The sequence below is a fragment of the Halolamina sediminis genome (genome assembly GCF_001282785.1).
Lineage (GTDB): Archaea > Halobacteriota > Halobacteria > Halobacteriales > Haloferacaceae > Halolamina > Halolamina sediminis.
The window spans coordinates 1,218,032-1,242,857 of the sequence record NZ_CVUA01000001.1 but is presented as its reverse complement, the minus strand read 5'-3'; the positions used below and the strand labels follow the sequence as shown (position 1 = coordinate 1,242,857).

Sequence of the window (24,826 nt, the reverse complement as noted above, 5' to 3'; positions counted from 1 at the left end):
CACAATGACAACTGACACACCACTACTCTCGGTCGAAAACCTCCAGACACAGTTCGAAACCGCCGAAGGGACCGTCCGTGCCGTCGACGGCATCTCCTTCGACGTCCACGAAGGGGAGACCGTCGGCCTCGTCGGCGAGTCCGGCGCCGGGAAATCCGTCGCCATCTCCAGCATCCTCCGGCTGGTCGAGTCGCCCGGCGAGATCGTGGGCGGCGAGATTCGGTTCCGCGGCGAGACGCTGCTGAGCTTCGAGGAGGGGCCAAACGGCGAGCGGCGGCAGAGCCCGGAGACGCTCACGAACGAACAGTTCCGCGAACGCATCCGCGGCCGGGAGATCGCGACCATCTTCCAGGACCCCATGGAGAGCCTCAACCCCGTCTTCTCCATCGGCAGCCAGCTCCAGGAGTTCATCGAAATCAACCGGGAGCTCCCGCCGAAGGACGCACGCGACGTGGCCATCGAGACGCTCCGGGAGGTCGACATCCCCAAACCCGAGGACCGGTTCGACGACTACCCACACGAGTTCTCCGGCGGGATGCGCCAGCGGGTGCTCATCGCGATGGCGATCGCGTGCCGGCCGTCGCTGATCCTGGCCGACGAGCCGACGACGGCGCTCGACGTGACCGTCGAGGGGCAGATCCTGAACCTGGTCTCGGACCTCCAGGAGGAGTACGGCACGAGCTTCGTCTGGGTCACGCACGACCTCGCCGTCGTCGCGGACATCTGCGATCGCGTGAACGTGATGTACCTCGGCCAGATGGCCGAACAGGCGGAGGTTCACGACCTGTTCGACGACACCAAACATCCCTACACCGAGGCGCTGCTGAACTCCGTCCCGCGGCCCGACAAGACCGTCGAGTCGCTCACCCCGATCAAGGGGGTCATGCCCGAAGCGATCGACCCCCCGTCGGGCTGTCGGTTTCACCCGCGATGTCCCGACGCGCGTGAGGCCTGTCGGGAGATCAACCCCGAGCCCCGGAACGTGAGCCACACCGGCACCCGACACAACGCGGCGTGTGTGAAACACGACGCCTTCGACGTCGACTACGAGCACAGCCCGCCGATACAGTCCGAAAACGACGAGTTCGGCGAAGACCTGCAGGTGACGGAGGGCGACCGATGAGCGAGGCCGACGACGGGGAGCCGATCCTCCGCGTCGAAAACCTCGAGAAACACTTCTCGACGGGCAGCGGCGTGTTCGACACCGTGAAGCTCGACTTCAGCGGGGGGTTCCCGCTCAAACGGACCGTCGAGCACGTCCGTGCCGTCGACGACGTCTCTTTCGAGATCCAGCGCGGCGAGACGCTGGGGCTCGTCGGCGAGTCCGGCTGCGGGAAGTCCACGCTCGGGCGGACGATCCTCCGCCTGCTCAAGCCGACCGACGGCGCCATCTACTTCAAGGGTCGAAACATCGCCGACCTCGATAAGGGCCAGCTCCGGCGGACCCGCAAGGACCAGCAGATGATCTTCCAGGACCCGCAGTCCTCGCTCAACCCACGGATGAAAGTCGGCCCGATCGTGGAGGAGCCGATGAAGGCCCACGACCTCTACGACAGGGCGGGCCGGGAGGAGCGGGCCCGGGAGCTGCTGGAGGCCGTCGGCCTCGACCCCCAGCACTACAACCGCTACCCTCACCAGTTCTCTGGGGGGCAGCGTCAGCGCATCAACCTCGCACGGGCGCTCTCGGTCGACCCGGACTTCATCGTCTGTGACGAGCCGACGAGCGCGCTCGACGCCTCGATTCAGGCCCAAGTGCTCAACACGATGCGGGAGCTCCAGGACGAGTTCAACCTCACCTACCTGTTCATCAGCCACGACCTCTCGGTGATCCGGCACATCTCCGACCGCGTCGCGGTGATGTATCTCGGCCAGATCGTGGAGCTGGCCGAGAAGGAGGAGCTGTTCGAGGACCCGAAACACCCCTACACGCGATCACTGCTGTCGGCGATCCCGGTTCCCGACCCCAGCCAGGCCGGCTCGCGGACCATCCTGCAGGGCGACGTTCCCGACCCCGTCAATCCGCCGTCGGGCTGTCGGTTCCGAACGCGCTGTCCCGAACTCATCCCGCCGGATGCCTACGACCTCGACGACGACGCCTGGGCGGCCGTCCGAGAGTTCATGCGCGCGGTCAGACGTCGCGCATTCGACCCCGAGGACCGCGCAGCCGTCGAGGCCGAGTACTTCGATGGGGTGACCGTCGATGGCGAGCCCGGCGCCATCGTCGACGAGGCGCTCGACCACGTCGTCGCGACGGAGTGGGAGAGGGCGACGGCCCTGCTCACCGAGTCCTTCGCCGAGGAAAGCATCTGCGCACAGGCGGAGCCGGCGTACGAACTCGAATCGAGCCACACGGGGAGTCGTTTCGCTGCCTGCCACCTCCACCGGGAGTAGCCACCCCGCGCCCCGGCGGCCGTGCCGGCCTCACTCGAACAGGCTCGCTTCCCGTTCCGCCGAGAACGCGGGGTAGGTAACCCGACTTTGTGTCAGTCCCTGCTCGGCCCACATCGCGGCCGTTCCGAGGCTGATGCGGACGGGGTCGAGGAACGGCACGCCGAGCGCCTCGGCGACGCGATCGTGGACCTGCATGAACGCGAGGCTCATGCAGCCGGGGACGACCGACTCTGCGCCGTCGGCCTCGACTGCCGCCTCGGCCTCGCGCACCATCTTCTGGACGATCTCCTCTGACTCGTGATCCACGTCGAGCACCCCCTGTTCGACGACGCGCACGCTCGCCAACCGATCGCCGAGCCCGTCGGCGAGTATCTGCCGGCGTTTCGACGCCGGCGTCGAGCGAATCGTCAGACAGGAGAACAGATCGGAGAGCTGTGCTGCGGTGTGAAACGTCGACGACGCCGGGCCGACGACGGGCTTGTCGACGAACTCCCGCGCCGCCGCGAGCCCCGGGTCGCCGAAGCAGCCGATGACGAACCCGTCGTACTCGTCCTCGGTCTCCCTGAGGAGGCCGAGCAGGCTCCGCACACACCACTCGTGTTCGACTTCGCTCTCGATCGACAGCGGCCCGTCGTCGGCGTCGACGACGGTGACGCTGGCGTCGGTGAGTTCGTTGGCGATCCCCTCGCGTCGGTCGAGCTCCGCGGCGTCCAGTCCCCGTCCCGGGACGAGGTAGGCAATCTCTGTCACGGGCTGATCTGACGGTCGGACCACGATAAACCTACCTCCGGGGCCGAAGGGTGCTCCCAGAGGGGTATCGGCCTGCGTGCCTCTCGACGGGTCAGTATCGGCCAGCGTCCCCCTACGATGACTACCGACCAGCGTGACGGGAATGGGTACTGTTTTCATTGTTGTACGGTAACGTACCTGTATGGCCGAGATATCTCCGGCTGACGCGTACCAGCGACTGCTCGACCGGGCCGAACGGGTCGGGACGCTCGAAACGATGGACAACCTCCTGTTCTGGGACCAGCAGGTGATGATGCCGCCGGGCGGGACGCCGGCGCGATCGACCCAGCGCGGGCTGGTCTCCTCGCTCCAGCACGAGGCGCTGACCGGCGACGACGTCGAGGCGTGGCTCGACGCCGTCGACGGCGCCGACCTCGACGACGACGAGCAGGCCGTCGTCCGCGAAGTCCGCCGCGAGCACGAGCGGACGGCGGCGGTCGATCAGGAGCTCACCGAGGAGATCAACGCGGTGATCTCCGAGGCCAACGACGCCTGGGAGGAAGCGAAAGCCAACGACGAGTACGAGACGTTCGCACCCTACTTGGCGGAGCTGCTGGAGCTCAAACGCGAGCAGGCGAACCAGATCGACCCCGAGAAGGAGCCGTTCGCGGTCATGCTGGAGGAGTACGAGCCCTACGTCGGGGTCGAAACCGCGGAGCGAGTGCTCGAGAACCTGAAGGAGGCGCTCGTCCCACTCATCGAGGAGATCCGGGCGAGCGACGTGGACCCATCGGGCCCGTTCGTCGAGCGCGGCCCCTACGACGAGGACACCCAGATGGCGCTCTCGAAGGACGCCCTCTCGTTCGTCAACTGTGACTGGGACCGCGCACGGCTCGACACGTCGCCGCACCCGTTCTCCTACGGCAACCGGTACGACATGCGCATCACGACCCGGTTCCACGACCACTCGCCCGTCGACGGGCTGGACAGCTCACTCCACGAGTACGGGCACGCGACCTACGAGATGGGCCTCGACGAGGGCGCGTTCCCCGGCCCGCTAGGGCAGTCCCGCAGCCACTCGATCCACGAGTCACAGAGCCGCTTCTGGGAGAACCACGTCGGCCGCTCCGAGGCGTTCTGGGAGCAGTTCCTCCCGATCGTGGTGAAGCACTTCCCCCGGCTCTCTGACGTGACGCCGCGGGAGGCCTACGAGGCCGCAAACCAGGTGTACGAGGACAACCTCACACGTGTCGAGGCCGACGAGGTCACCTACCACCTCCACATCGTCGTCCGGTTCGAGATCGAGCGCGCGCTGCTGAACGGCGAGCTCGAAGTCGAGGACGTCCCGGAGGTCTGGAACGACAAGTACGAGCAGTACCTCGGGATCCGCCCCGAGAACGACAGCGAGGGCTGCCTGCAGGACATCCACTGGAGCATCGGCCGCATCGGTACGTTTCAGGGCTACTCCCTGGGGACGGTGTTCTCCGCCCAACTCCAGCACTACCTCGAAGAAGAGTTCGGCAGCTCTCTCGACGAACTCGTCCGCGAGCGTCGGTTCGACGAGATCCGCGAGTGGATGGAGGCGCACGTCCACCGCCACGGGAAGCGCTACCGGACCGACGAACTGCCAGAGGCTGCGACCGGCGAGCGACTCACGACCGAGTACTTCGTCGATCGCATCGAAGAGAAGTACGCCGACATCTACGAGCTGTAGCCGGCGACGCGACGACCCCGTCGGTGTCACGCCGACGGGGCCTCACATGTTGTCGACTGTTTCGACCCGCCAGCAGGCAGCCGCATGCTCGCCGTCGGCCGTCCCGAAGGCGTCGAGGCCCGGCTCCTCGAAGCACTCCTCGGCGGCGAACGGACACCGCGGCCGGAAGTTACAGCCCTCCGGCAGGTCGACGGGGTCCGGCGGCTCCCCTTCGAGCTGCGGTTCCGAGATGTCGTGTGCGGGGTTCGGAACGGGGACGGCGTCGAGCAACGCTCTCGCGTAGGGGTGTTTCGGCCCCTTGATGAGCCGCTCCGTCGGCCCGCGTTCGACCACCTTCCCGAGGTACATCACGCTGGTCCGGTCGCACATCTGCCGGATGAGCGAGAGGTCGTGAGAGATGTATAGCGCGCCCATGTCGAGCTCGTCGACGAGGTCGCGGAGCAGGTTCAGGATGCTCGCGCGGACCGAGACGTCCAGCATCGACACCGGCTCGTCGGCGACGATGAACTTGGGTTCGAGCACGAGCGCGCGGGCGATCGAGACGCGCTGGCGCTCCCCGCCGGAGAGCTCGTGGGGGTGTTCGTTGACGTAGTTCTCCGGCGGCGTCAGCTCCGCCCGCTCGAGCGCTTGGTAGATTCGTGCGTCCTGATCGTCGATGTCGTGGACCTCGAGCGGCTCGCGAATCCACTGCTCGACGGAGAACCGGGGGTTCAGCGACTCGTAAGGGTCCTGGAAGACCATCTGGACGTTCCGGCGGAACTCCTTGTGCTGGGCCTCGGACATCTCCTCGAGCTCCGTGCCGAGGAACTTGATGGAGCCGCCGGTGGCCTCCTGCAGGCCGATCAATACCTCGCCCAGCGTGGACTTCCCACAGCCGGACTCGCCCACCAGCCCCATCGTCTCGCCGCTCTCGATGGCCATGTCCACGCCGTCGACGGCCTTGACGTGGCTCGTCTCGCCGCCGATCAGTTGGTGGATGATCCCGGTGCTCTGGGGGAAGTGCTTCTCCAGCCCCGTCACTTCGATGATGGGACCGTCGTAGTCCCAGTTCAAGCTTTGTTCTGTGATAGCCATGTCTCGTCCTCGCGGGATTGGTCGCGGATCTGTTCGAACGGAACCGGCTCGTGGCAGCGAACCCTGTGGCCCTCGACCGGCTCCTGTACTGGCACCTCCTCGGCACACTCGGGGGCGGCGAACGGACATCTGGACGCGAACGGGCAGCCCTCCAGCGGCTCCGACAGGTCGGGGGGCGAGCCCGGGATGCTGGTCAGGTCACGCTTCTCGCCCTCGACGCTCGGGAACGCGTTCTGGAGTCCCAGCGTGTAGGGGTGGTGAGCGTTGTTGAATATCTCGTCGACGTTGCCGGACTCCATCAGCTCGCCGCCGTACATCACCACCATGCTGTCACACGTCTCCGCGACGACGCTGATGTCGTGGGTGACCATCACCATCGAGTTGCCGAGCTCGCGCTGGAGCTCCTTGATCCGGTAGAGGATCTGCTCCTGGATGATCACGTCGAGCGCGGTCGTCGGCTCGTCGGCGATGATGAGCTCCGGGTCGAGCGCGAGGCTCATGGCGATGATGACCCGCTGGCGCATCCCGCCGGAGAGCTGGTGGGGGTAGTCCTCGACGCGGTCGGGGTCGAGCCCGACCAGCCCCATCAGCTCCCGGGCGCGCTCGTAACACTCCGCGTCGGACATCTCCCGGTGTTCCTGGATCGCCTCCTTGATTTGGTCTTTGACCCGGTACACCGGATCGAGGCTGTTCATCGCGCTCTGGCTGATCATCGACATCATCTCCCAGCGAATCTCGCGTCGCTCGCGGTTCGAGAGATGGGTGATCTCCTCGCCGTCGAAGATGATCTCGCCGCCGGTGATCTCGCCGTTGTCCGGCAGCGCGCCCATGATCGCCTGTGCGAGCGTCGTCTTCCCACAGCCGCTCTCGCCGACGATGCCCAGGGTCTCCCCCTCTTCGAGGGTGAACGAGACCCCCCTGACGGCCTCGACGTCCGGATCGCCCGCGTACGTCACGTGTAGATCGTTGACTTCGAGTAGTGTCATTGTTCTTGGAGTTCGGGGTTCAGTTGCTCTTCGTAGCCGCGACCGATGAGGAACGCCGAGATGACCGTCAGCATGATCGCCATGCCGGGCATCGTGAACCACCACCACGCGTCGCGGGCGAGCGCCTGTGACTGCTGTGCCGACTGGAGCATCTGCCCCCACGTGACCGCGGTCGGGTCACCGAAGCCGAGGTAGCTGATCGAGGCCTCGGTCAGGATCGCCCACGCGATCGCGAAGCTTCCGTAGAGGAACACCAGCGGGAGGACGTTGGGCGCGATGTGTCGGTAGATGATCCGCCGATCGCTGGCGCCGACGGTCCGGGCGCTCTTGACGAACGGTTTCTCCTTGAGGTTCAGCACGTGCGAGCGGACGACCCGTGCGGTCTGGCGCCACAGCAGCAACGCGATGGCGCCGACGATGGTCCACTTCGACGGCTCCCAGAGCGCGACGAGCACGATGATGAACGGCGTGAAGGGGATGCCGTAGGCGAAGTCGACCAGCCGCATCAGGGCGTCGTCGACGTAGCCGCCGTAGTAGCCCGCGATCAAGCCGACGTTCATCCCGACGAACGCGACACTGATCGCACTGAGCAGGCCGATCTGGAGCGCCGGGCGCGCGCCAAACACGAGCTGGCTGAAGATGTCACGGCCCGCGCTGTCGGTGCCGAGGGGATGCTCGGCGCTGGGCGGAGCCAGCGAGTTGCCGTAGTCGGTCTCGGTCGGCTCGTAGGGGGCGATCACCGGCGCGAAGATCGCGACGAGGATGATCGCGAGCAGGATGATGATGCCCGCAAGCCCCATCGGCTCCTGTTTGAGGAAGGCGAGACGGCGACGCCACGCGTCGACCTGGCGTTCCCGCCACGTCGAGAACTCCGAGTCGAGGGGGTTGTCGGTCGGCTGCGAATCGAGAGCCGAGGTGTTCTGGTCACTCATGAGTCAGTCGTAGGTGATCCGCGGATCGAGGTAGCCGTACGCCAAGTCCGCGAGGAAGTTCGCGATCAGTACCAGTCCGGCGAGGATCAGGAACGTCGCCTGCGCCACGGGGTAGTCGTTCGCGATCACCGCCCGGACCATCTCTCGGCCCAGGCCCGGCCACGCGAACACGGTTTCGAGGACGACGCTGCCGCCAACGGCGAAGCCGGCGGCGACGGCAAACGCCGTCACGATCGGGAGCAGCGCGTTCCGGGCGGCGTGTTTCAGCATCACCGAGAAATCGCTGATCCCCTTCAGCTCCGCGAAGTCCACGAAGTCCTCGTTCATCACTTCGAGCATGCTGTTGCGCATCAGCAGCGCCGGCAGGCTGTAGAAGTAGAACGCCTGGACGAGCGCCGGCAGGATCAGGTGTCGCAGGAAGTCGGGGCTGGTGAACTGTGCGAGCTTGCTGGAGTAGGTCACCCCCGGCTGCGACATCGACCCCGCGGGGAGCCAGCCGAGCTTGAACGAGAACAGCCAGATACCGAGCAGCCCCGTCCAGAACACCGGCGCACTCCGGGAGATGAGCGCGAACACGACGCCGAAGCGCTCGCGTTTCGTCCCGCGGTTCCACGCGAGGTACGCGCCGAAGGGGACGCCGATCAGGTACGCCAGCACGACAGACGTGCCCATCAGGGCGAGCGTGTTCCAGATGCGGTCCTGAATGATCCCCCAGACCGGGTCGCCCGTGATGTAGGAGAGCCCGAAGTTGAACGTGACCAGGTTGGTCATGTACTTCCAGTACTGGACGTGGACGGGCTGGTCGAGCCCGAACGTCGCCCGTATCTGTGCCGCTTGCTCCTGGGTGAACCCGGTGCCGATGTACGCCGCCAGCGGATCACCGGGCGCCGCCCGGAACAGGAAAAACAGCATCGTCGCTATCGCAAAGTAGAGGACGACGATCTGAATGATACGCCTCGTGACGAATTCTTTGAGTCCCATATTTAAAAGAAAAGAGGCCTAGGGCTGATCGTCCCCGTCGATCTCGGTGTTGTCGGCGGGCATGTACAACATCCCGTCGCTCTCGTCCCAGACGAAGCCGGCCTCGATGAGTTCGTTCGCGGCGGCCTGCAGGCTGAACTCGTACCGTTCGAGCTCGCTGTTGTGCCAGTTCTCCAGCGCCGAGGAGACCAGCGTGTTCGGCGCGATCGACCCCCAGCCGCCGTAGATGTCGTTGACGATCGTCTCCTTGTCGAAGCGGTGGTTCATCGCGCGGCGGAACCCGTCGATGTGGAACGGCGGGCGATCGTTGTTGTAGGAGATCTGCTTGAACCCGACCGTCGTCGTCGCGGCCATGCTGAGGCTGTCGTTCTCGTCGACGCGATCCTGCAGCACGTCCTTGTCGCCGCGGTAGTTCGCCAGCATGTCCAGCGTGCCGTTCTCGAGTTGGGTCAGCATCGTCTGGACGCTGGGGATGATCCGGGAGTTACGCGCCTCGTAGGCGATCGGGTCGAAGTGGTCTTCGAACCGCTCCAGACGGACCTCCTCGGAGGATTTCCAGTGGACGAACTCCATCGGCCCCGACCCCAGGGGCTCCTCCTCTTGGTACAGCATCGGGTTGTCGACGTCCATCCGGTTCTCGATGATGTCGGTCCACTTGTGCTTGGGGATGATCGCAATGCGGCCCATCGCCGCCATCGGGAACGGCGCGAAGTGGTAGTCGAAGCTGAACTCGACGGTGTGGTCGTCGACGACCGTGATCTCGTTGACCGGCTCGACCGGCCCCGAGAAGTACGTCGAGTAGTCGCGGTGGATGTTGTAGCTGTACTTCACGTCCTCGGCGGTGACCGGCTCGCCGTCGTGGAACGTGTGGCCCTCCTTGATCGGGACTTCGAGGGTGGTGTCGTCCTTCCAGTTGAACTCCTCGGCGAGGCGGGGCTCGGGCAGGGCCGACTCGTTGGGCCAGGCCAGGCGGTCCCAGATCATCCGGTGCTGGATCATGTCGATCTCACCGGACTGGTCGAACGGATTGAGCGCCTGCAGCTCCTGATCGTACGCGATGTTGAGCTCCGTCCGGTCGCCGGTGGGCTCCATGTTGGCGAACGTCAGCATGTTCACCGCACCCATCCCGTTGAGCTCGACGACCCCCTCCCAGCGCTCGCTGTTCCACGGGATCGTCTTGTCGGGGTACATCAGGAACGTGCTCGGCCCCCTGTCGTGGAAGATCTGCTGGCACTCCTTGACCAGCTGTTCGCGGGCGTCCTGGTCCAGCTCCTCGCGCTGGGCCATCACTTTCTCGTCGTACTCCTCGTCCTCCCAGAAGTAGTAGTTGTACCCCGTCTGGAAGCTCGAGTGCCCCATCTGGACCGAGAACTCGTCGGGGTCGAGTCGGGACGGGCGCCCGACCATCTGCCAGAACGTCATGTCCCAGTCCTCGCCGTCCCAGACGGTCGAGGACTGGGAGGGCCACGTCATCGTCTCGACGGTGGTGTCGAGGCCGAGCTTGGCGATCTCCTCGGTCACGAACATCGACGTCTCGTGGTCGTCGGGCTGTGCGTCCGGGGGGTTGACGATCAGGGTGAGCTCGGGGATCGCCTGTGCGTCGTCCAGTTCGCTCTGGGGGACGACGTTCTCGGAGGGCACTTGGAACCCCTCCATCTCGACGGTGTCGCTGTCGCCGCCGCCCGCGACGGTCTCCGTGTCGGTGTTGTCGCCGCCGTCACCGTCGCCGCCCGCACAGCCGGCGAAGGAAGCGAGCGTCACCGTCGCTCCCAGTGCGCCGGTCTTTTTCAGAAAGTTGCGTCTCTGTACCGGGTTGTCGGGTCTCTGGTCGGTCATGGGCTTACGTTTGGTTCTCACTGTCATGGTATATAGTGTCTTGGGTTGTTCCCATAATTCTTACATTACACTCAGCCCCTCACATTGCCGAACGAATCCCGGAGAGGCGCATAGAGCTATGGTTGTGGCCGCCGACGGCGGGCGTATGCGAGCAGTTCACATCGTCGACAGCGGTGCCCCGGAGGACGTACTGGCGATCCGCGAACTCCCGCGACCCGAACCCGGCCCGGAGGAGGTGACGGTGGCGGTGCGGGCGTGTGCGCTCCAGCACGCGGACGTGTTCGCCCGCGTCGGCCACCCGGAGATCGAGGCGACGTTCCCGAAGCGGCCCGGAACGGAGATCGCGGGCGTCGTCGACGAGGTCGGCGACGGCGTCGAGGGGTGGACGCCCGGCGACCGGGTCAACGTCTACCACCACGTGAGTTGTGGGGAGTGTGAGTTCTGTGAGCGGGGCGAGCAGACGATGTGCCCCCACGATCGGAAGTTCGGGAGCGACTTCCCCGGCGGGCTGGCGGAGTACGTCCGGGTGCCCGCGGCGAACCTCGAATCGGTGCCCGACGACGTCGACATGACGACGGCGGCCGCCTGGCCCTCCTCGTTCACGACCGCGTGGCGAATGCTCGTGAGCGGCGGGGGACTGGAGCCGAGCGAGACCGCGCTGATCCTCGGCGCCAGCGGCGGCGTCGGCCACGCCGCCCTCCAGCTCGCCGACCGGATCGGCGCCGAAGTGTACGCGACGACCTCCGCCGACTGGAAGGCCGAGAAAGCGGGGGCCTGGGCGGAGGCGATGATCGACTACACCCAGGAACCGTTCGACGAGCGTGTGGTCGAACTCACCGATGGCCGGGGGGTGGACCTCGTCGCCGATCACGTCGGGGAGGAGACGTGGCAGCGGTCCATCGACAGCCTCGCGACCGGCGGGCGCATGGTGATCTGCGGCGCGACTTCGGGGCCGGACCCCGACATCGACATCCGCTCGGTGTACCAGCGCCATCGGCGGATCCTCGGGACGCCGATGGGGAGCCGCCAGGACTTCCGGGACGTCGGCCACCTGATCGCCCGGGGCGAGGTATCGCCGGTCGTCGACCGCGTGCTCCCGCTCGATCGCGTCGCCGAGGGCCACCGCGCCATCGAGAACCGGGAGGTGTTCGGCAAGGTCGTCGTGACGCCCCAAGAGTGAGCCGTCGCTCGTGCGGGGATCGCCCGGGAGCCATCCGGTGGTCGGCACGCGAAGGTTTTTGTGCCACGGATTGACTTACCAATACGATGTCTCAGGAGAGTGCCGGCCAGAAGTCGCTAGACCAGTACGAATCACGACTCACGGACGCAGTGTCGATCGACGAGCCCTGGGCGCTGCTGGAGGAGTTCTCGGAACTCGAGCGCGTCTCGGGCACCGAGGACGAACGGCGCGCCGCCGAGTACCTCACCGGGCGGCTGGACGCCGTCGGCGTCGAGTACGAACGTTACGATCCCGAGCTGTACATTAGCCAGCCCCACGACGCGTCGGTCACGGTCGACGACGGCGCCTTCCAGCCGGGACCGGTGAAGACCGTCGCGTTCTCGGCGTCGCGGTCGGTGACCGGCGAGCTGGTGTACGTCGGCGAGGCCGAGCAGAGCGACGTGGGCGCCGACGACGGGAGCCAGTACCACGCCGTGAACGTCACTCGGCCCTACGCCGACGTGGACGATCTGAACGGGAAAGTCGCGCTCACCGCGGCGGGGAGCCTCTCGATCCGGGCGACCCGGGTGCTGGAAGAGAAAGGCGCCGCCGGCGTAATCGCGATCCACGAACACGAGCGCGAACCGCACGACGGGATCGCTACGTCCGTCTGGGGCGGCGCACCCCCCTACGACGAGAAGGAGCGCATCCCGGACATCCCGATCGCCAACGTCACCCGGCCGGACGGCGACGAGCTGCGGTCGTACGCCGACGCCGAGACCACCCACGAGGTGACGCTCGAAACCGACGTGAGGACCGACTGGATGGCGTGTCCGATCGTCGAGGCCCGCATCGAGGCCGGGAACGCCGACCCCGACGACGAGGATTTCGTGCTGCTGCACGGCCACTACGACTCGTGGGCCGTCGGGATCGCGGACAACGCGACCGGCGACGCCGGCCTGCTGGAGTTGGCCCGCGTCTTCGAGGAGCACTCCGAGGAGCTGCAGCGTGACCTCCGTGTCGCGTGGTGGCCCGGCCACTCCACGGGGCGCTACGCCGGGTCGACGTGGTACGCCGACGAGTTCGCGATGGCGCTCGCCGAGGACTGCGTCGCCCACGTGGACATGGACAGCCCGGGTGCGAAGGGCTCCACCGAGTACGTCGACATGGCGTGCTGGATGCCGGAGATGCACGGCGTGGTCTCCGGCGCGATCGAGGACGCCACCGGCGCCCCCTACAGCGAGAACCGCCCCCGGCGCGCCGGCGACTACTCGTTCAACAACCTCGGCGTCTCGGGTGCGTTCACGCTCTCCTCGAACATCCCCGCCGACGTGCGGGAGACGATGCGCTGGCACACGGTCGGCGGCTGTGGCGGGAACGCCGACGCCTGGCACCTCAGCACCGACACGATCGACAAGGCGGGCAAGCCCGAGCTGGTGCGTGACATCCGGATGTACGCCGTACTGGTCTCGCGGCTGCTCCGGGCGGACGTGCTCCCCCACGACCACGTTCGAAACGTCGAGCGCCATCGCTCGATCGTCGCGGACTACGACGAGCTCGCCGGCGACGCGTTCGACTTCGCTCCCACCCTCGACGCGCTGGACGAGCTCGCCGACGCGGTCGAGTCGTTCTACGACGGCGTCGAAGCCGGCGAGATCGACCCCGAAACCGCGAACGAGACGATCAAGACGCTGTCGCGGACGCTGACCCGGCTCAACTTCGTCAGCGACGGGCAGTTCGAACAGGACCCGGCGTACAACCGCCCACCGTACCCGCGCTTCGAGCACACCTCGCTGTTCGAAGTGTACGACGAGGACGACGACGAGTACCGGTTCCTGCAGGTCGAACTGCAGCGGGCACAGAACGACGCGGTGTTCGAGCTGTCGCGGCTGCAGGAGGCGCTCCCGAACTGACTGGCCGACGGCTCAGTCGAACAGCGCGTCGTCGAGTTCGACGCCCAGCCCCGGGCCCTCGGGGACGGGCGTGTCGGCCGCCCGCTCGATCGATCGGTCGACCGGATCTTCTGCGATGAGGTTGGCGCCCAGCTCCGCCGCCGAGGAGAGCGTCGGGAGCACCGACGCCACGTGGAGGTTCGCCGCCACGCCGAGGGAGGTTTCGAACGCGCTGACCAGCGTCACCGGGAGGCCGGCGTCGGCTGCCAGCTCGCCCATTCGGACGATCTCGATCAGCGACCCCGCCTTGGCGAGCTTCGCACAGAACCCCGAGACCGCCGCGGGCTCGCGAGTGAGCTCGCGCACCTCCGCGACGTCGTGGACTGCCTCGTCGGCGAACACCGGTACCCCGCGGACGGTCCGCAGCGACCGGAGGTCGCCGGCGGCGTCGGCGGCCACGGGCTGTTCGTAGTACTCGACGAACGCCTGCCGGTCGATCCGATCGATGGCCCGAACCGCCCGTTCGTACGACTCCCAGCCGGTGTTGGCGTCGGCGCGGACGAACACCTCTTCGGGGTCGGCCCGCTCGGCGAGCTCTCGGGTGACGGCGTTGATCCGCGCGGCGTCGCCGTCGAGATCGCCGTCGACCTTGATCTTGAACGTCCGGAACCCCGCCTCGAAGGCGTCGACGACGTTCGCCGCCACCGTCTCCGCCGGGAGCGCGCCAGAAGCGAACGCGAGCGGGACCGACTCTCGGCGGGGCTGACCCAGCAGCTCGCGGACGGGGACGCCGAGCTGTTTCGCTCGGAGATCGAGCAGCGCCATCTCGACGCCGGCGCTCGCACCCGGGTTACCCGGGAGGCGGTCGGCCAGATCACGGCAGGTGCCGAGCGCCGCCGTGACCGGTTTCCCCTCGATCGCCGGGACGAACTCCGATCGGACGATCGACGCCATGGTGGCCGCGGTGTCGCCGGTGAACCACTTCAGCGCCGACCCTTCGCCGTAGCCGGTCGAGTCGTCCGTGCGCACCCGCACGAACACGTGTTGGGTGGGGCTCTGATCGTCGTACGACGTCGGGAACGCGTCGGCGTAGGGAATCTCGCGGCTCACGACCTCGACACTCGTTATCATGGCAACATCAGTGTGAACGAACGAATTAAGCGTTGTGCCGGTTCCCCTGATACTCACCCCCATGCGAGTATTGAAATAGTTCGGTTCGCAACACCAGCTTGCATGAGCGAGGCAATCACCGACAGGAGCGCGCTGAGCGACGTGGAGCGGCGGGTCGTCGACGAGATCTCGATCGACGAGCCCTGGGACCTCTTAGAGGAGTTCTCGGAGCTGAACCGCCTCTCCGGCTCCGAGGACGAACGGGCGGCCGCGAGCTACCTGACCGGCCGACTCGACGCCCTCGGTGTCGAACACCAGCGGTTCGACCCCGAACTGTACATCAGCCAGCCCCACGACGCGTCGATCCGAACGATCAACAAGACGTTCGAGCCCGGCATCGTCAAAACCGTCGGGTTCTCGGCGTCGACGACGGTGGAAGCCGAGGTCGAGTACGTCGGCACCGCCAGCAGCGACCTCGTCGACGACGGCGAGGCGGGCCCCCGCGAGCCGTTCGCGGAGCTTGACGATCTCGAAGGGCGGATCGCGCTGGTCGACGGCGGGAGCTTCTCTATCGGCGCCACGACCCTCCTGGAGGAGAAAGGCGCCGGCGGCGTGATCGCGATCCACGAACACCGACGGGAGCCACACGACGGGATCGCGACGCCGGTGTGGGGCGGTGCACCCCCCTACGACGAGCGCGAACGCATCCCGGACGTGCCGATCGCCAACGTCACGAAACACGACGGCGAGATCCTCCGGGAGTGGGCCGAGAGCGAGGAGGGGCTCGAGCTCGAACTGTCGACCGACCTCACGACCGACTGGATGGCGTGCCCGATCGTCGAGGCACGGATCGAGGGCGGGGCGGCTCCCGAGAACGACGACTTCCTGCTGCTGCACGGCCACTACGACTCGTGGTACGTCGGCATCACCGACAACGCGACCGGCGACGCCGGAATGCTCGAACTCGCCCGGGTGTTGGAGAAGCACAGCGACGAGCTGAAACGCGACATCCGCATCTGTTGGTGGCCCGCCCACTCGACCGGGCGCTACGCCGGATCGACGTGGTACACCGACGAACACGCGCTCGAAATCGCCGAGCGCTGTGTCGCACAGGTGAACATGGATAGCCCCGGCGCGAAGGACTCCGCGGAGTACACGGACATGTCCTGCTGGACGCCCGAGGCGCACGGCCTCGTGACCGACGCGATCGACGACGTCGCCGGCATCCCCTCCGCGGAGCAGTTCCCGCCGCGTGCGGGCGACTACTCCCTCGACAACATCGGCGTGACCGGCTTCTTCATGCTGGGCTCGAACATCCCCGAAGAGGTCAGGGAAGAACGCGGCTACCACCCTGTCGGCGGCTGCGGCGGGAACTCCGACGCCTGGCACGTCTCGACTGATACCCTCGACAAAGCTGGGAAGGACGAACTCCTGCGAGACATCCGGATCTACGCGGTCAGCATCCTGCGCGTACTGAACGCGGAGCTGCTGCCGTTCGACCACGCCCGGTACGCCGACCGCCTGATCGACCAAGTCGAGGAGTACGACGACGCCGCCGGCGACGCCTTCGACTTCGGGCCGACTCTCGACGAACTCCGGGCGCTCCGCGAGGAGATCGGGTCGTTCCGGGAGCGCGCCGAAGCGGGCGAGATCGACCCCGAGACCGCGAACCGTGCGATCACCGACCTCTCTCGCACCCTCACTCGGCTCTACCTCGTCGAGGACGGGCAGTTCGAACAGGACCCGGCGACGAGCCGGAACCCCGTCCCGCGGTACGACCCGGCCCACGACCTCGCACGCGTCGGCGAGGACGACGCTCGGTTCATCCAGGTTCAGTTGAAGCGCGCACAGAACGAGACGGTGTACGAGCTCCGACAGGCCCGGAACCGCCTCCCCAACTGAGGCGATCGAGCGGGCGCTGTTCCCGCTTTGCAGAACTGTTCTCCCCAGAAATCGAACGCGTGTCCAGTCCGGAGCGGAACGGCTGAGCCAACAGCGCACGCCGAAACCGTGCAGTCGTCGGAACTGCGGCACACGAGGAGTGGTGTGGGACGAACGATGAACCGCTCTCCGGTAACTTCGTTCCGTTTTGCGGGAACGGCTCCCCGAACCATAACAAGTGTACGTTTGTGATAGTTATCGATGGCGCCCTCGGCCGGGTACGATCGTTTTCCACACCGGAACGATCGTTCACTATGAGAATAATTAACACGCTACAGCAGCCTGATGTTCAGTTCGAGCTCCTTCTTCACGTCGAGAAGCAGTTGGGTGTACTCACCGTCACCGTCGCCGACGCGGTTGATCGGTCCCGAAATACCCAAGGCGCCGACGACCCTGTCGTCCTGAGCCTCGATGGGGACCGACACCGCGCCCAGTCCCTCGACCGTCTCCTCGACGTTGGTAGCGTAGCCGCGTTCTCGAACTCGTTCGAGCTCCTCGAACAGCACGGCCGGATCCGTGATGGTGTGTTCGGTGATCGCTTCGAGCCCGTTCCGGTCGATGTACGCCTCGACCTCGGCACGCGGCCACGTCGAGAGAATAGCCTTCCCCCCCGCAGTCGCGTGCAGCGGCCGGAACGTTCGGGCGTCCGACCGGGAGACGAGGCCGTTGCGCCCCGTCTCCTTGAACAGGTACACCAGCCGGCCGTCCTCGTGGGTCGTGAACTGCACGAGCTCTTCGGAGTCGTCGGCGAGATCGCGGACCTTCCGCTTGATCATCGGGTAGGCGGGATCTCGCAGGTGGATGCGGTTGGCGTAGCTGAGGAACTCGAAGGAGACGCGGTACTGGCCGTCCTCCCGACTGACGTACCCGATCGAGATGAGCGTCGCGAGGTGGCGGTGGATCGTGCTTTTCGACAGCGCGAGCGCCTCCGAGACCTGTGTCAGGGTGACCGGTTCGTTATCGCGAACGAATTCGAGGACCTGAAACGATCGTTCGACCGATTTCAGCGGGTTCGAACCGTTTGACATGAGCTTGCCGATGCTTCGCATGGGCCCGGCTTAATTGTTCCGCCAGCCGGAACGATCCTCCCGCTCGTTCAAAGGAATCGGCGCCGCCGAAACACGTATTTGCCGTCCAGCGAACGTCCCCGGTATGCGTGCAGGTCACATTACCCACGAGGGACCGGCGGCCGAAGCCATCGAAATCGTCGACGTCGAGACCCCCGAACCCGGCTCGGACGAACTCCGGCTCCGGGTCGAAGCCTGCGGGCTCAACCGGTTCGACGTGTTCGCCCGGGTCGGCCACCCCGAGGAGGACGACGTGTTCCCCAAACGCACCGGCGGCGACATCGTCGGCGTCGTCGACGCCGTCGGTGAGAACGTCTCGACCGAACGCCTCGGGAACGAGGTGATGGTGTACGGCGGCGTCACCTGCGGGGAGTGTGAGTACTGTCTCGCCGGCGAACACACGATGTGCCACGAGTACGAGATCATCGGCGAGGACCGCCCCGGCGGGCTCGCGGAGTACGTCACGGTCCCGGCCGACAACGTCGACCCGAAACCCGACTCGCTGGGCTGGGTGGCCGCGGCGGCGCTCCCCGCGGCGTTCACGACTGCTTACCGGATGATGTTCACCGTCGGCGATCTTGGCCCCTCGGACACCGCGCTGATCCTCGGCGCCAGCGGCGGTGTCGGCAACGCCGCGCTCCAGTACGCCGACATGGTGGGGGCGACGGCGTACGCCACCACCTCGACCGAGGAGAAAGCCGAGCGACTCGACCGGTGGGCGGACGAGGTGATCGACTACACCGAGACGCCGTTCGACGAGGCGGTGATGGCACTCACCGACGGCCGTGGCGTGGACGTCGTCGCCGACCACGTCGGCGAGGAGACGTGGCAGCGGTCCATCGACAGCCTCGCGATGGGCGGGAAGATGGTCATCTGCGGCGCGACCTCGGGCCCGGACCCGGACATCGACATCCGTTCGGTGTACCAGCACCACCGCCAGATCTTGGGGGCGCCGATGGGGAACCGACAGGAGTTCCGTGACGCTGTGGCATTGGCTGCCCGCGGAGAGGTCGGGCCCGTCATCGACTGCGTGCTCCCGCTAGCGGAACTGGCGGAGGGCCACCGAATCATCGAGGACCGCGAGGTGTTCGGTAAGGTCGTCGTCCGGCCGTCCCGGTAGCGGACGCCCCACGGCCCTCGAAAGAACTATGCTAGCGTAGTGACACCGCTACCCATGGGTACTGACAAGCAGTATCAGGGGTACGAGCCGTTCGAGTATCTGGACGCCGGCGAGGATTACGAGGAGTTCGATACGCAGGACGGGCCGCACTACTTCGACGAGCCGTACGAGATCCCCCTCGACGAAGAGGAGACGGCGCGTGCCGACCGGCTCTCCGCGGCGGAGACGATGGTCTCGCTCCACGAACACGCGTTCTACTTCCCCGAGAACATCGAGGAGATCGACGACTACTGCCGGCAGGGGCGGGCGATGACCGCCTACGACGCGCTGGCAGCGTCGAACCTCGACGCGGTGTTCGACTGGCACCTCGACGGCGTGCTCCGGATGCACTCGAAGAACGGCTGGAAGTTCTCGGAGGTCGTCCACGACCTGGGGATCAGGGCTGCCGACATCGCGAAACAGGAGTTCGTGACCCGTGCGGGCAGCGTCGACGACATCCGCGAGGCCCACGAGAACGGACAGGTCGCGATCGTCCCGAGCATCGAGGGCTGTATGATGATCGAGAACGAGCTCGACCGGCTCGACGTGCTCTACGGGCTCGGCGTCCGCGCGCTGGGGGTCACCTACAGCGAGTCGAACGCGCTCGGGACGGGGATCAACGACGAGGACAGCGACGGCGGCCTCACCAGCTTCGGCGAGAACGCCGTCGAGCGCATGAACAAGCTCGGCATCCTGATCGACCCGAGCCACGCGAGCCGGCAGACCACCCTCGACACCTGCGCGGCGAGCGAGGACCCCGTGATGCTCTCACACAACGGCGCCCGGGAGTTGCTCGACATCACACGCCTCGACGCCGACGAGGTACTCGAAGCCGTCGCGGACACCGGCGGCGTCATCGGGATCCAGTCCGCACCGCACAACGTCGCTTCCCCGGACAACCCGACCCACACCATCGAGTCCGTGATGGACCACTTCGAGTACGTGAAAGACCTCGTCGGGATCGACCACGTGTCGTTCGGGCCGGACACGCTGTACGGCGACCACGTTGGCCTCCACAAGTACATGGGGAAGAACTACGAGAAGTACCCCGACTGGCAGGAGATCGAGTTCGACTACGTCGAGGGGATGGAGAACCCCACGGAGGCGTGGCACAACATCGTCCGGTGGCTCGTCCGCGAGGGGTACTCCGACGAAGAGATCCGTAAGGTCACCGGGGGGAACACGCTCCGGGTGCTCGAAACGGTCTGGTAGCCCGAACGCCGAGGCCGCCGCTCCGGCGCTGTCGGCCGGGCTCAGTTCACCGCCGAGTAGCCGAGCCCGCCGCCGAGGCTCATCAACACGACGCCGATACCGACGATCATGGCGCGATCGACCGTCGTCGCGACCAGGTCGGAGAACGCGCCGAACACGACGATCGAGAACCCGACCGCGGCCAGCACCGCGGCGACGCTCAGCGCGAGCATGAACAGTTTCTGCCCGCCGGCGGTGATCAGACGACTCACGGGATTGGCGCTTTCGGTCATCGGGTGATCGTGTACATCGGTGGCACATAACTGTGTCGTCCGACGCCGGGCGAAAACGGGGTGGGGCGCGTCACCGCGCCTGCGTCACGCCCGTTCAGTCGTACAGGTGACAGGAAACCTGCCGCCCGTCCTCCAGTTCGACGAGTTCGGGCTCCTCGAGCTCACACGGCGTCGTGAACGCGTCAGCCAAGCGCTCGACCGCCGCGTCTTTCTCCCCGCGGGCGAGCGTGGTCAGGGCCTCGTCGACGATGGCCTCGGCCTCGGCGTCGACGAACGCGCCGTCGAAGCGCCGCTGCTTGATCGCGGCGGCGACGGACTCGGGATCGTCGGGCGCCTCGGCCTGCTCCCGTGCGCGCTCGACGCGGACCGAGTCGGTGTCGAGATCCTGTCGGAGGTCCATGAGCTCGCGGAACCGCCCGTCCGCGAACTCGAACTCCTCGGGGGGGATGACCGCCGGACAGCGCGTGTGGAACCGACAGCCAGAGGGCGGGTCCCGGGGCGACGGCGGCTCGCCGCTGATGTCCACGGGCGTCCGCTCGACGGTCGGGTCCGGCACCGGCACCGAGTCGACCAGCGCCTCGGTGTAGGGGTGTTTCGGGTCCTCGACGATCCGGTCGGTGTCGCCGACCTCGACGAACTCGCCGAGGTACATCACCGCCGTCCGGTCGCTGACGTTCCGGATCAGGCTGAGGTCGTGGCTGATGATCGACAGCGTCAGCCCCTCCTCGCGGCGGAGCCGCCGGAGGATGTTGAGCACGCTGGCCCGGATGCTCACGTCGAGCATCGACACCGGCTCGTCGGCGAGCAGGAAGCTCGGGTCGACCACCAGCGCCCGCGCGATCGAGACGCGCTGGCGCTCGCCGCCGCTGAGCTGGTCGGGGAACCGCTGCAGATACTCCTCGGGCGGGGAGAGCCCCACCTCCGCGAGCGTCTCCTCGGCGACGGCGATCCGCTCGGAGTAGGTCAGATCCTCGCCAAGCAGTGCCAGCGGCTCGGTGATCGTCTGCTGCACCGTCATCCGGGGATTCAGGCTCTCGAACGGGTCCTGAAAGATCATCTGAGCCCGGCGACGGAACTCCTCGTTGGGGATCTCGTCGATCGCCTCGCCGTTCAGCGAGATCGTCCCGTCGGTCGCGGGGTGGAGGTTCAGCAGTGTCCGCCCCAGCGTCGACTTCCCGCAGCCCGACTCGCCGACGATGCCGAATATCTCCCCCTCGTTCACGTCGAAGGAGACGCCGTCGACGGCTTTCACCGGCGTCGACTCCCGGCCCAACAGGGAGTCGAGCAGCCCGCTGCCGGTGTCGAAGTACTTGCGGACCGCCTCGGCTTCGAGCACGGCCTCGTCGCCGGGCTCGGCCGCGGCCTCGTCGCCGCCGGCGGCGCCGCCCCACGTCGCCGGGTCGGCAGCCTCCTCCCGGAGGCGGTCGACCTCGTCGACGAAGTGACAGCGCGAGCGGTGGTCGGGCGCGCCCGGCGCCGCCGTCAGGTCGGGGTGGTACTGCTCGCACTCGTCGGTCGCGAACGGACAGCGCGCCACGAACGGACAGCCCTGGTGTTCGCCGGTGAGCTCCGGGGCGGTCCCGGGGATGTCCACGAGCTCGCGATCCGGGTCGGTGATGTCCGGGAACGAGTTCGCCAGCCCCAGCGTGTAGGGGTTCGAGGGGTCGGTGAACACGTCGGTCGCACTCCCGACCTCCATCAGCTCGCCGCCGTACATCACGCCGACGTCGTCGCAGATCTCGGCCATCACGCCGATGTCGTGGCTGATCACCAACATCGCGACGCCCATCTCCCGCTGGAGCTCGTCGAGCTCGGCGAGGATTTCGTCCTGGACGACCACGTCGAGCGCCGTCGTGGGCTCGTCGGCGATGATGAGGTCCGGGTCACACGACATCGCCATCGCGATCACCGCCCGCTGAAGCATCCCGCCGGAGAACTCGTGGGGGTAGTCCGCCATCCGGTCGGGGATGAGGCCGACCTGCTCGAACAGCCCCTCGGCGTGCTCCCGGGCCTGCTCGCGGTCGCGATCCGTGTGGAGCTGGATCACGTCGAGGATCTGGGAGCCGACGGTCTCGACGGGGTTGAGCGCGTTCATCACGTTCTGGGGGATGGTCGCGATCTCGTTCCAGCGGGCGTCGCGAAGCGCCGCATCGCTCACCGCCGTGAGATCGCGGCCGCCCTTACGGACGCTCCCGCCGGTGATCTCGCCGTTCTCGTCGAGCAGGCCGATCAGCGCGCGGGCCGCGGTCGTCTTCCCGCAGCCGGACTCGCCGACCAGCCCGAACGTGGTGCCGGCCTCGACGCTGAAGCTCACGTTCTGGACCGCGTTGACGTCCGGTTCGTCGTCCATCCGGTAGGTGACTGAGAGGTCCTCGACGTCGAGGACCGTCCCCTGTGACTCGTCGGCCGTCGGTGTGGTCGTGCTACTCATTGGTTCGATCCGGGGTTCATGACGTCTTCGAGGCTGTAGCCGATGAAGTAGAACGACGCCGCCAGCAGGGCGATCATGATCCCCGGCGGAATCAGCCACCACGGCGCCGTGTAGATGTAGCCCTGTACCTGTATCCACTGCAGCATCGTCCCCCACGAGACCTGGGTGAAGTCAGCGAGCCCGAGGAACGCCAGGCTCGCCTGGATCAGGATCGCGAACGCCGCGTCCTGTGCGAGGTAGATGAACCCCAGGGGCAGGACGTTCGGCAGGAGGTGTCGCCACATGATCCGGAAGTCGCTGGCGCCGCTTGCCTCCGCGGCCTCGACGAACGGCCGCTTCGACAGCGACAGCACCTGCCCGCGGATGACGATGGCGTTGTTCAGCCACGACTTCGCGACGATGCCGAGGATGATGTTCGTCGTCGTGACGCCGTTGATGAACACCAGCACGATCACCAGCGGCAGGAACGGCAGGCCGTACATCACGTCGACGACGCGCTGGATCCCCTCGTCGACCCAGGTGTTGCTGTAGTAGCCGCTGATGATCCCCAGCGGGACGCCCACCAGCGAGGAGAGCACCCCCGCCGCCAGCCCGATGAACAGCGCCGTCCGGGAGCCGTAGATCAGCTGGGTCAAGATCCCGTGGCCGAGGTGGTCGGTGCCCAACGGGGCGAAGAACGGGTCGCCGAACGCGGGCGGGTGGGGGAGCTGGCTCGCCTGCGAGAACGTCGGGTTGTTGCCAAAGGCCTGCCACTCCAGCGGGTGGGGCGCGATGTACGGTGCGAACACCGCGACGAAGGAGATCGCCGCGATGATCGCCAGCCCCAGCACGCCCAGCCGGGACTCGGTAAACTGTCCCCACGTGCGGCGGACGCCGACGATCAGCGGGTAGAGCCGCTCACGAAGCCCGCTGTCGGAGTCTGCGTCGACCTCTCTGGTCTCGGTCGCCATCAGGCTTCACCCCCGAACTCGATCCGCGGGTCGATCATCGTGTACACCACGTCCGTGACGAGCCTGAGCACGACGATCAACACCCCCAGCGTGTAGAACGCCGCGAGTGCGGTCGGGAGGTCCTTCGCGAAGATGGCGTCGACAAGCAGCTGGCCGATCCCAGGCCAAGAGAACACCGTCTCGACGATGACTGAGCCGTCGATCATGAACGCGATGCCGATGATCCCCTGGGTGACGACCGGGATCAGCGCGTTGCGCGCGCCGAAGCGGGTCATCACCGTCGGCTCGTCGTACCCCTGTGCGCGGGCGAAGTCGACGTAATCGGCGTCGACGACGTCCTGCATCGTCGTCCGCATGATCAGCATCGGCCCGGCCCAGCCGACCAGCGCCAGCGAGAGCACGGGGAGAGTCATGTGCCAGACGAGGTTGATCACCGCGTCGGCCCAGCCGAAGCTGCTCGTGAACGCCGGCATCATCGAGCCGCTGGGGAACAGCCCCATCTCGTAGGAGAACACGCCCACGAGGATCCAGCCCAGCCAGAAAAACGGGATCGAGTACATGAACAGCCCCGTGGTGAACCCCGCGAGGTCGGTCTTCGTCCCGCGTTTCCAGCCTAGGAACGTCCCGATGATCGTCCCCATCGAGTACTGAAGCATGAACGCGGGCGCGAACAGGACGATCGTCGGCACGAACCGATCGAGCAGGCGCTCGCGCACCGGCTCCAGCGTCTGGACGGAGTAGCCGAAGTCGAACACCGTGACGGAGGTGATGAACTCGACGTACTGGAGCCAGATGGGCTGGTTCAGCCCGAACCGCTGCTCGATGTTCTCGATCTGTTCGGTCGTCATCCCCGGACCCACCAGCGCGTCGATCGGGCTGCCCGGCATGGCGTGCATCAGCACGAACAGCAGGCTCGCGAGTATGTAGACGGTGACGACGCTGATCGCCACTCGGCGGAGCAGATAGCGGCCAGTAATCCGAACCATGGAG

Annotated in this window: 20 protein-coding genes; 8 read left to right on the top strand and 12 right to left on the bottom strand. The window is 66.7% G+C overall.

Features of this window, described 5'->3' with window-relative positions; translation table 11 throughout:
* Positions 1-4: 4 nt before the first annotated feature.
* Complete coding sequence (locus tag BN1959_RS06330) at positions 5-1,123, top strand: ABC transporter ATP-binding protein (RefSeq protein ID WP_053947851.1); 1,119 nt, start codon at positions 5-7, stop codon at positions 1,121-1,123.
* The gene (locus BN1959_RS06325; RefSeq protein WP_053947850.1) at positions 1,120-2,391 is read left to right on the top strand and encodes an ABC transporter ATP-binding protein; all 1,272 of its coding nucleotides are present in this window, start codon (positions 1,120-1,122) and stop codon (positions 2,389-2,391) included. The genes BN1959_RS06330 and BN1959_RS06325 overlap by 4 nt, the downstream gene beginning before the upstream one ends.
* Positions 2,392-2,421: 30 nt before the next feature.
* Here BN1959_RS06325 and BN1959_RS06320 read toward each other — a convergent pair whose 3' ends face one another.
* A complete protein-coding gene (locus tag BN1959_RS06320; protein WP_053947849.1) occupies positions 2,422-3,141 on the bottom strand; it encodes an aspartate/glutamate racemase family protein in 720 nt (239 codons plus the stop codon).
* A gap of 181 nt (positions 3,142-3,322) precedes the next feature.
* On the opposite strand from BN1959_RS06320, the gene BN1959_RS06315 reads away from it, so the two are divergent.
* Positions 3,323-4,834, top strand: coding sequence for a carboxypeptidase M32 (locus BN1959_RS06315; protein WP_053947848.1), 1,512 nt, complete (start codon positions 3,323-3,325; stop codon positions 4,832-4,834).
* Between the two features lie 42 nt (positions 4,835-4,876).
* Here BN1959_RS06315 and BN1959_RS06310 read toward each other — a convergent pair whose 3' ends face one another.
* The 5 genes from BN1959_RS06310 to BN1959_RS06290 are packed head-to-tail and all read right to left on the bottom strand — an operon-like array spanning position 4,877 to position 10,643.
* Positions 4,877-5,908: an ABC transporter ATP-binding protein gene (locus BN1959_RS06310; protein ID WP_079978615.1), complete on the bottom strand. Its 1,032-nt coding sequence runs from the start codon at positions 5,906-5,908 to the stop codon at positions 4,877-4,879.
* Positions 5,884-6,894 carry an ABC transporter ATP-binding protein gene (locus BN1959_RS06305; RefSeq protein WP_053947846.1) on the bottom strand — a complete coding sequence of 337 codons (1,011 nt, stop codon included), beginning with the start codon at positions 6,892-6,894 and terminating at the stop codon, positions 5,884-5,886. The genes BN1959_RS06310 and BN1959_RS06305 overlap by 25 nt, the downstream gene beginning before the upstream one ends.
* Positions 6,891-7,826 carry an ABC transporter permease gene (locus tag BN1959_RS06300; protein WP_053947845.1) on the bottom strand — a complete coding sequence of 312 codons (936 nt, stop codon included), beginning with the start codon at positions 7,824-7,826 and terminating at the stop codon, positions 6,891-6,893. The genes BN1959_RS06305 and BN1959_RS06300 overlap by 4 nt, the downstream gene beginning before the upstream one ends.
* A gap of 3 nt (positions 7,827-7,829) precedes the next feature.
* Positions 7,830-8,807, bottom strand: coding sequence for an ABC transporter permease (locus BN1959_RS06295; protein WP_053947844.1), 978 nt, complete (start codon positions 8,805-8,807; stop codon positions 7,830-7,832).
* Between the two features lie 18 nt (positions 8,808-8,825).
* On the bottom strand, positions 8,826-10,643 hold the full coding sequence (locus BN1959_RS06290; RefSeq protein ID WP_053947843.1) for an ABC transporter substrate-binding protein: 1,818 nt from the start codon (positions 10,641-10,643) through the stop codon (positions 8,826-8,828).
* A 145-nt stretch (positions 10,644-10,788) separates the two neighbouring features.
* Between BN1959_RS06290 and BN1959_RS06285 the strand changes: the two genes are divergently transcribed.
* Together BN1959_RS06285 and BN1959_RS06280 are read left to right on the top strand one after the other, a co-directional pair.
* Positions 10,789-11,823, top strand: coding sequence for a zinc-binding dehydrogenase (locus BN1959_RS06285; RefSeq protein WP_053947842.1), 1,035 nt, complete (start codon positions 10,789-10,791; stop codon positions 11,821-11,823).
* Positions 11,824-11,909: 86 nt separating this feature from the next.
* Positions 11,910-13,715, top strand: coding sequence for a M28 family peptidase (locus BN1959_RS06280; RefSeq protein ID WP_053947841.1), 1,806 nt, complete (start codon positions 11,910-11,912; stop codon positions 13,713-13,715).
* A gap of 12 nt (positions 13,716-13,727) precedes the next feature.
* On the opposite strand, the gene BN1959_RS06275 is transcribed toward BN1959_RS06280, so the two are convergent.
* Positions 13,728-14,825 carry a mandelate racemase/muconate lactonizing enzyme family protein gene (locus tag BN1959_RS06275; RefSeq protein WP_053947840.1) on the bottom strand — a complete coding sequence of 366 codons (1,098 nt, stop codon included), beginning with the start codon at positions 14,823-14,825 and terminating at the stop codon, positions 13,728-13,730.
* A 102-nt stretch (positions 14,826-14,927) separates the two neighbouring features.
* Between BN1959_RS06275 and BN1959_RS06270 the strand changes: the two genes are divergently transcribed.
* Positions 14,928-16,706 carry a M28 family peptidase gene (locus tag BN1959_RS06270; protein WP_053947839.1) on the top strand — a complete coding sequence of 593 codons (1,779 nt, stop codon included), beginning with the start codon at positions 14,928-14,930 and terminating at the stop codon, positions 16,704-16,706.
* 311 nt (positions 16,707-17,017) lie between these two features.
* Here BN1959_RS06270 and BN1959_RS06265 read toward each other — a convergent pair whose 3' ends face one another.
* Complete coding sequence (locus BN1959_RS06265) at positions 17,018-17,773, bottom strand: IclR family transcriptional regulator (protein ID WP_053949331.1); 756 nt, start codon at positions 17,771-17,773, stop codon at positions 17,018-17,020.
* A 124-nt stretch (positions 17,774-17,897) separates the two neighbouring features.
* On the opposite strand from BN1959_RS06265, the gene BN1959_RS06260 reads away from it, so the two are divergent.
* Together BN1959_RS06260 and BN1959_RS06255 are read left to right on the top strand one after the other, a co-directional pair.
* Positions 17,898-18,932 (top strand): zinc-binding dehydrogenase, encoded by a 1,035-nt coding sequence (locus tag BN1959_RS06260; protein WP_053947838.1) that lies wholly within the window; start codon positions 17,898-17,900, stop codon positions 18,930-18,932.
* Between the two features lie 54 nt (positions 18,933-18,986).
* The gene (locus BN1959_RS06255; RefSeq protein WP_053947837.1) at positions 18,987-20,183 is read left to right on the top strand and encodes a dipeptidase; all 1,197 of its coding nucleotides are present in this window, start codon (positions 18,987-18,989) and stop codon (positions 20,181-20,183) included.
* Between the two features lie 41 nt (positions 20,184-20,224).
* Here BN1959_RS06255 and BN1959_RS06250 read toward each other — a convergent pair whose 3' ends face one another.
* From BN1959_RS06250 to BN1959_RS06235, 4 genes are all read right to left on the bottom strand, one after another.
* Positions 20,225-20,455: a hypothetical protein gene (locus BN1959_RS06250; RefSeq protein WP_053947836.1), complete on the bottom strand. Its 231-nt coding sequence runs from the start codon at positions 20,453-20,455 to the stop codon at positions 20,225-20,227.
* 94 nt (positions 20,456-20,549) lie between these two features.
* Positions 20,550-22,886, bottom strand: coding sequence for a dipeptide ABC transporter ATP-binding protein (locus BN1959_RS06245; RefSeq protein ID WP_053947835.1), 2,337 nt, complete (start codon positions 22,884-22,886; stop codon positions 20,550-20,552).
* Positions 22,883-23,836, bottom strand: a complete 954-nt coding sequence (locus BN1959_RS06240; protein WP_202594651.1) for an ABC transporter permease — start codon at positions 23,834-23,836, stop codon at positions 22,883-22,885. The genes BN1959_RS06245 and BN1959_RS06240 overlap by 4 nt, the downstream gene beginning before the upstream one ends.
* Positions 23,836-24,822, bottom strand: coding sequence for an ABC transporter permease (locus tag BN1959_RS06235; protein ID WP_079978611.1), 987 nt, complete (start codon positions 24,820-24,822; stop codon positions 23,836-23,838). Before BN1959_RS06235 ends, BN1959_RS06240 begins: the two co-directional genes overlap by 1 nt.
* Positions 24,823-24,826: the final 4 nt, after the last annotated feature.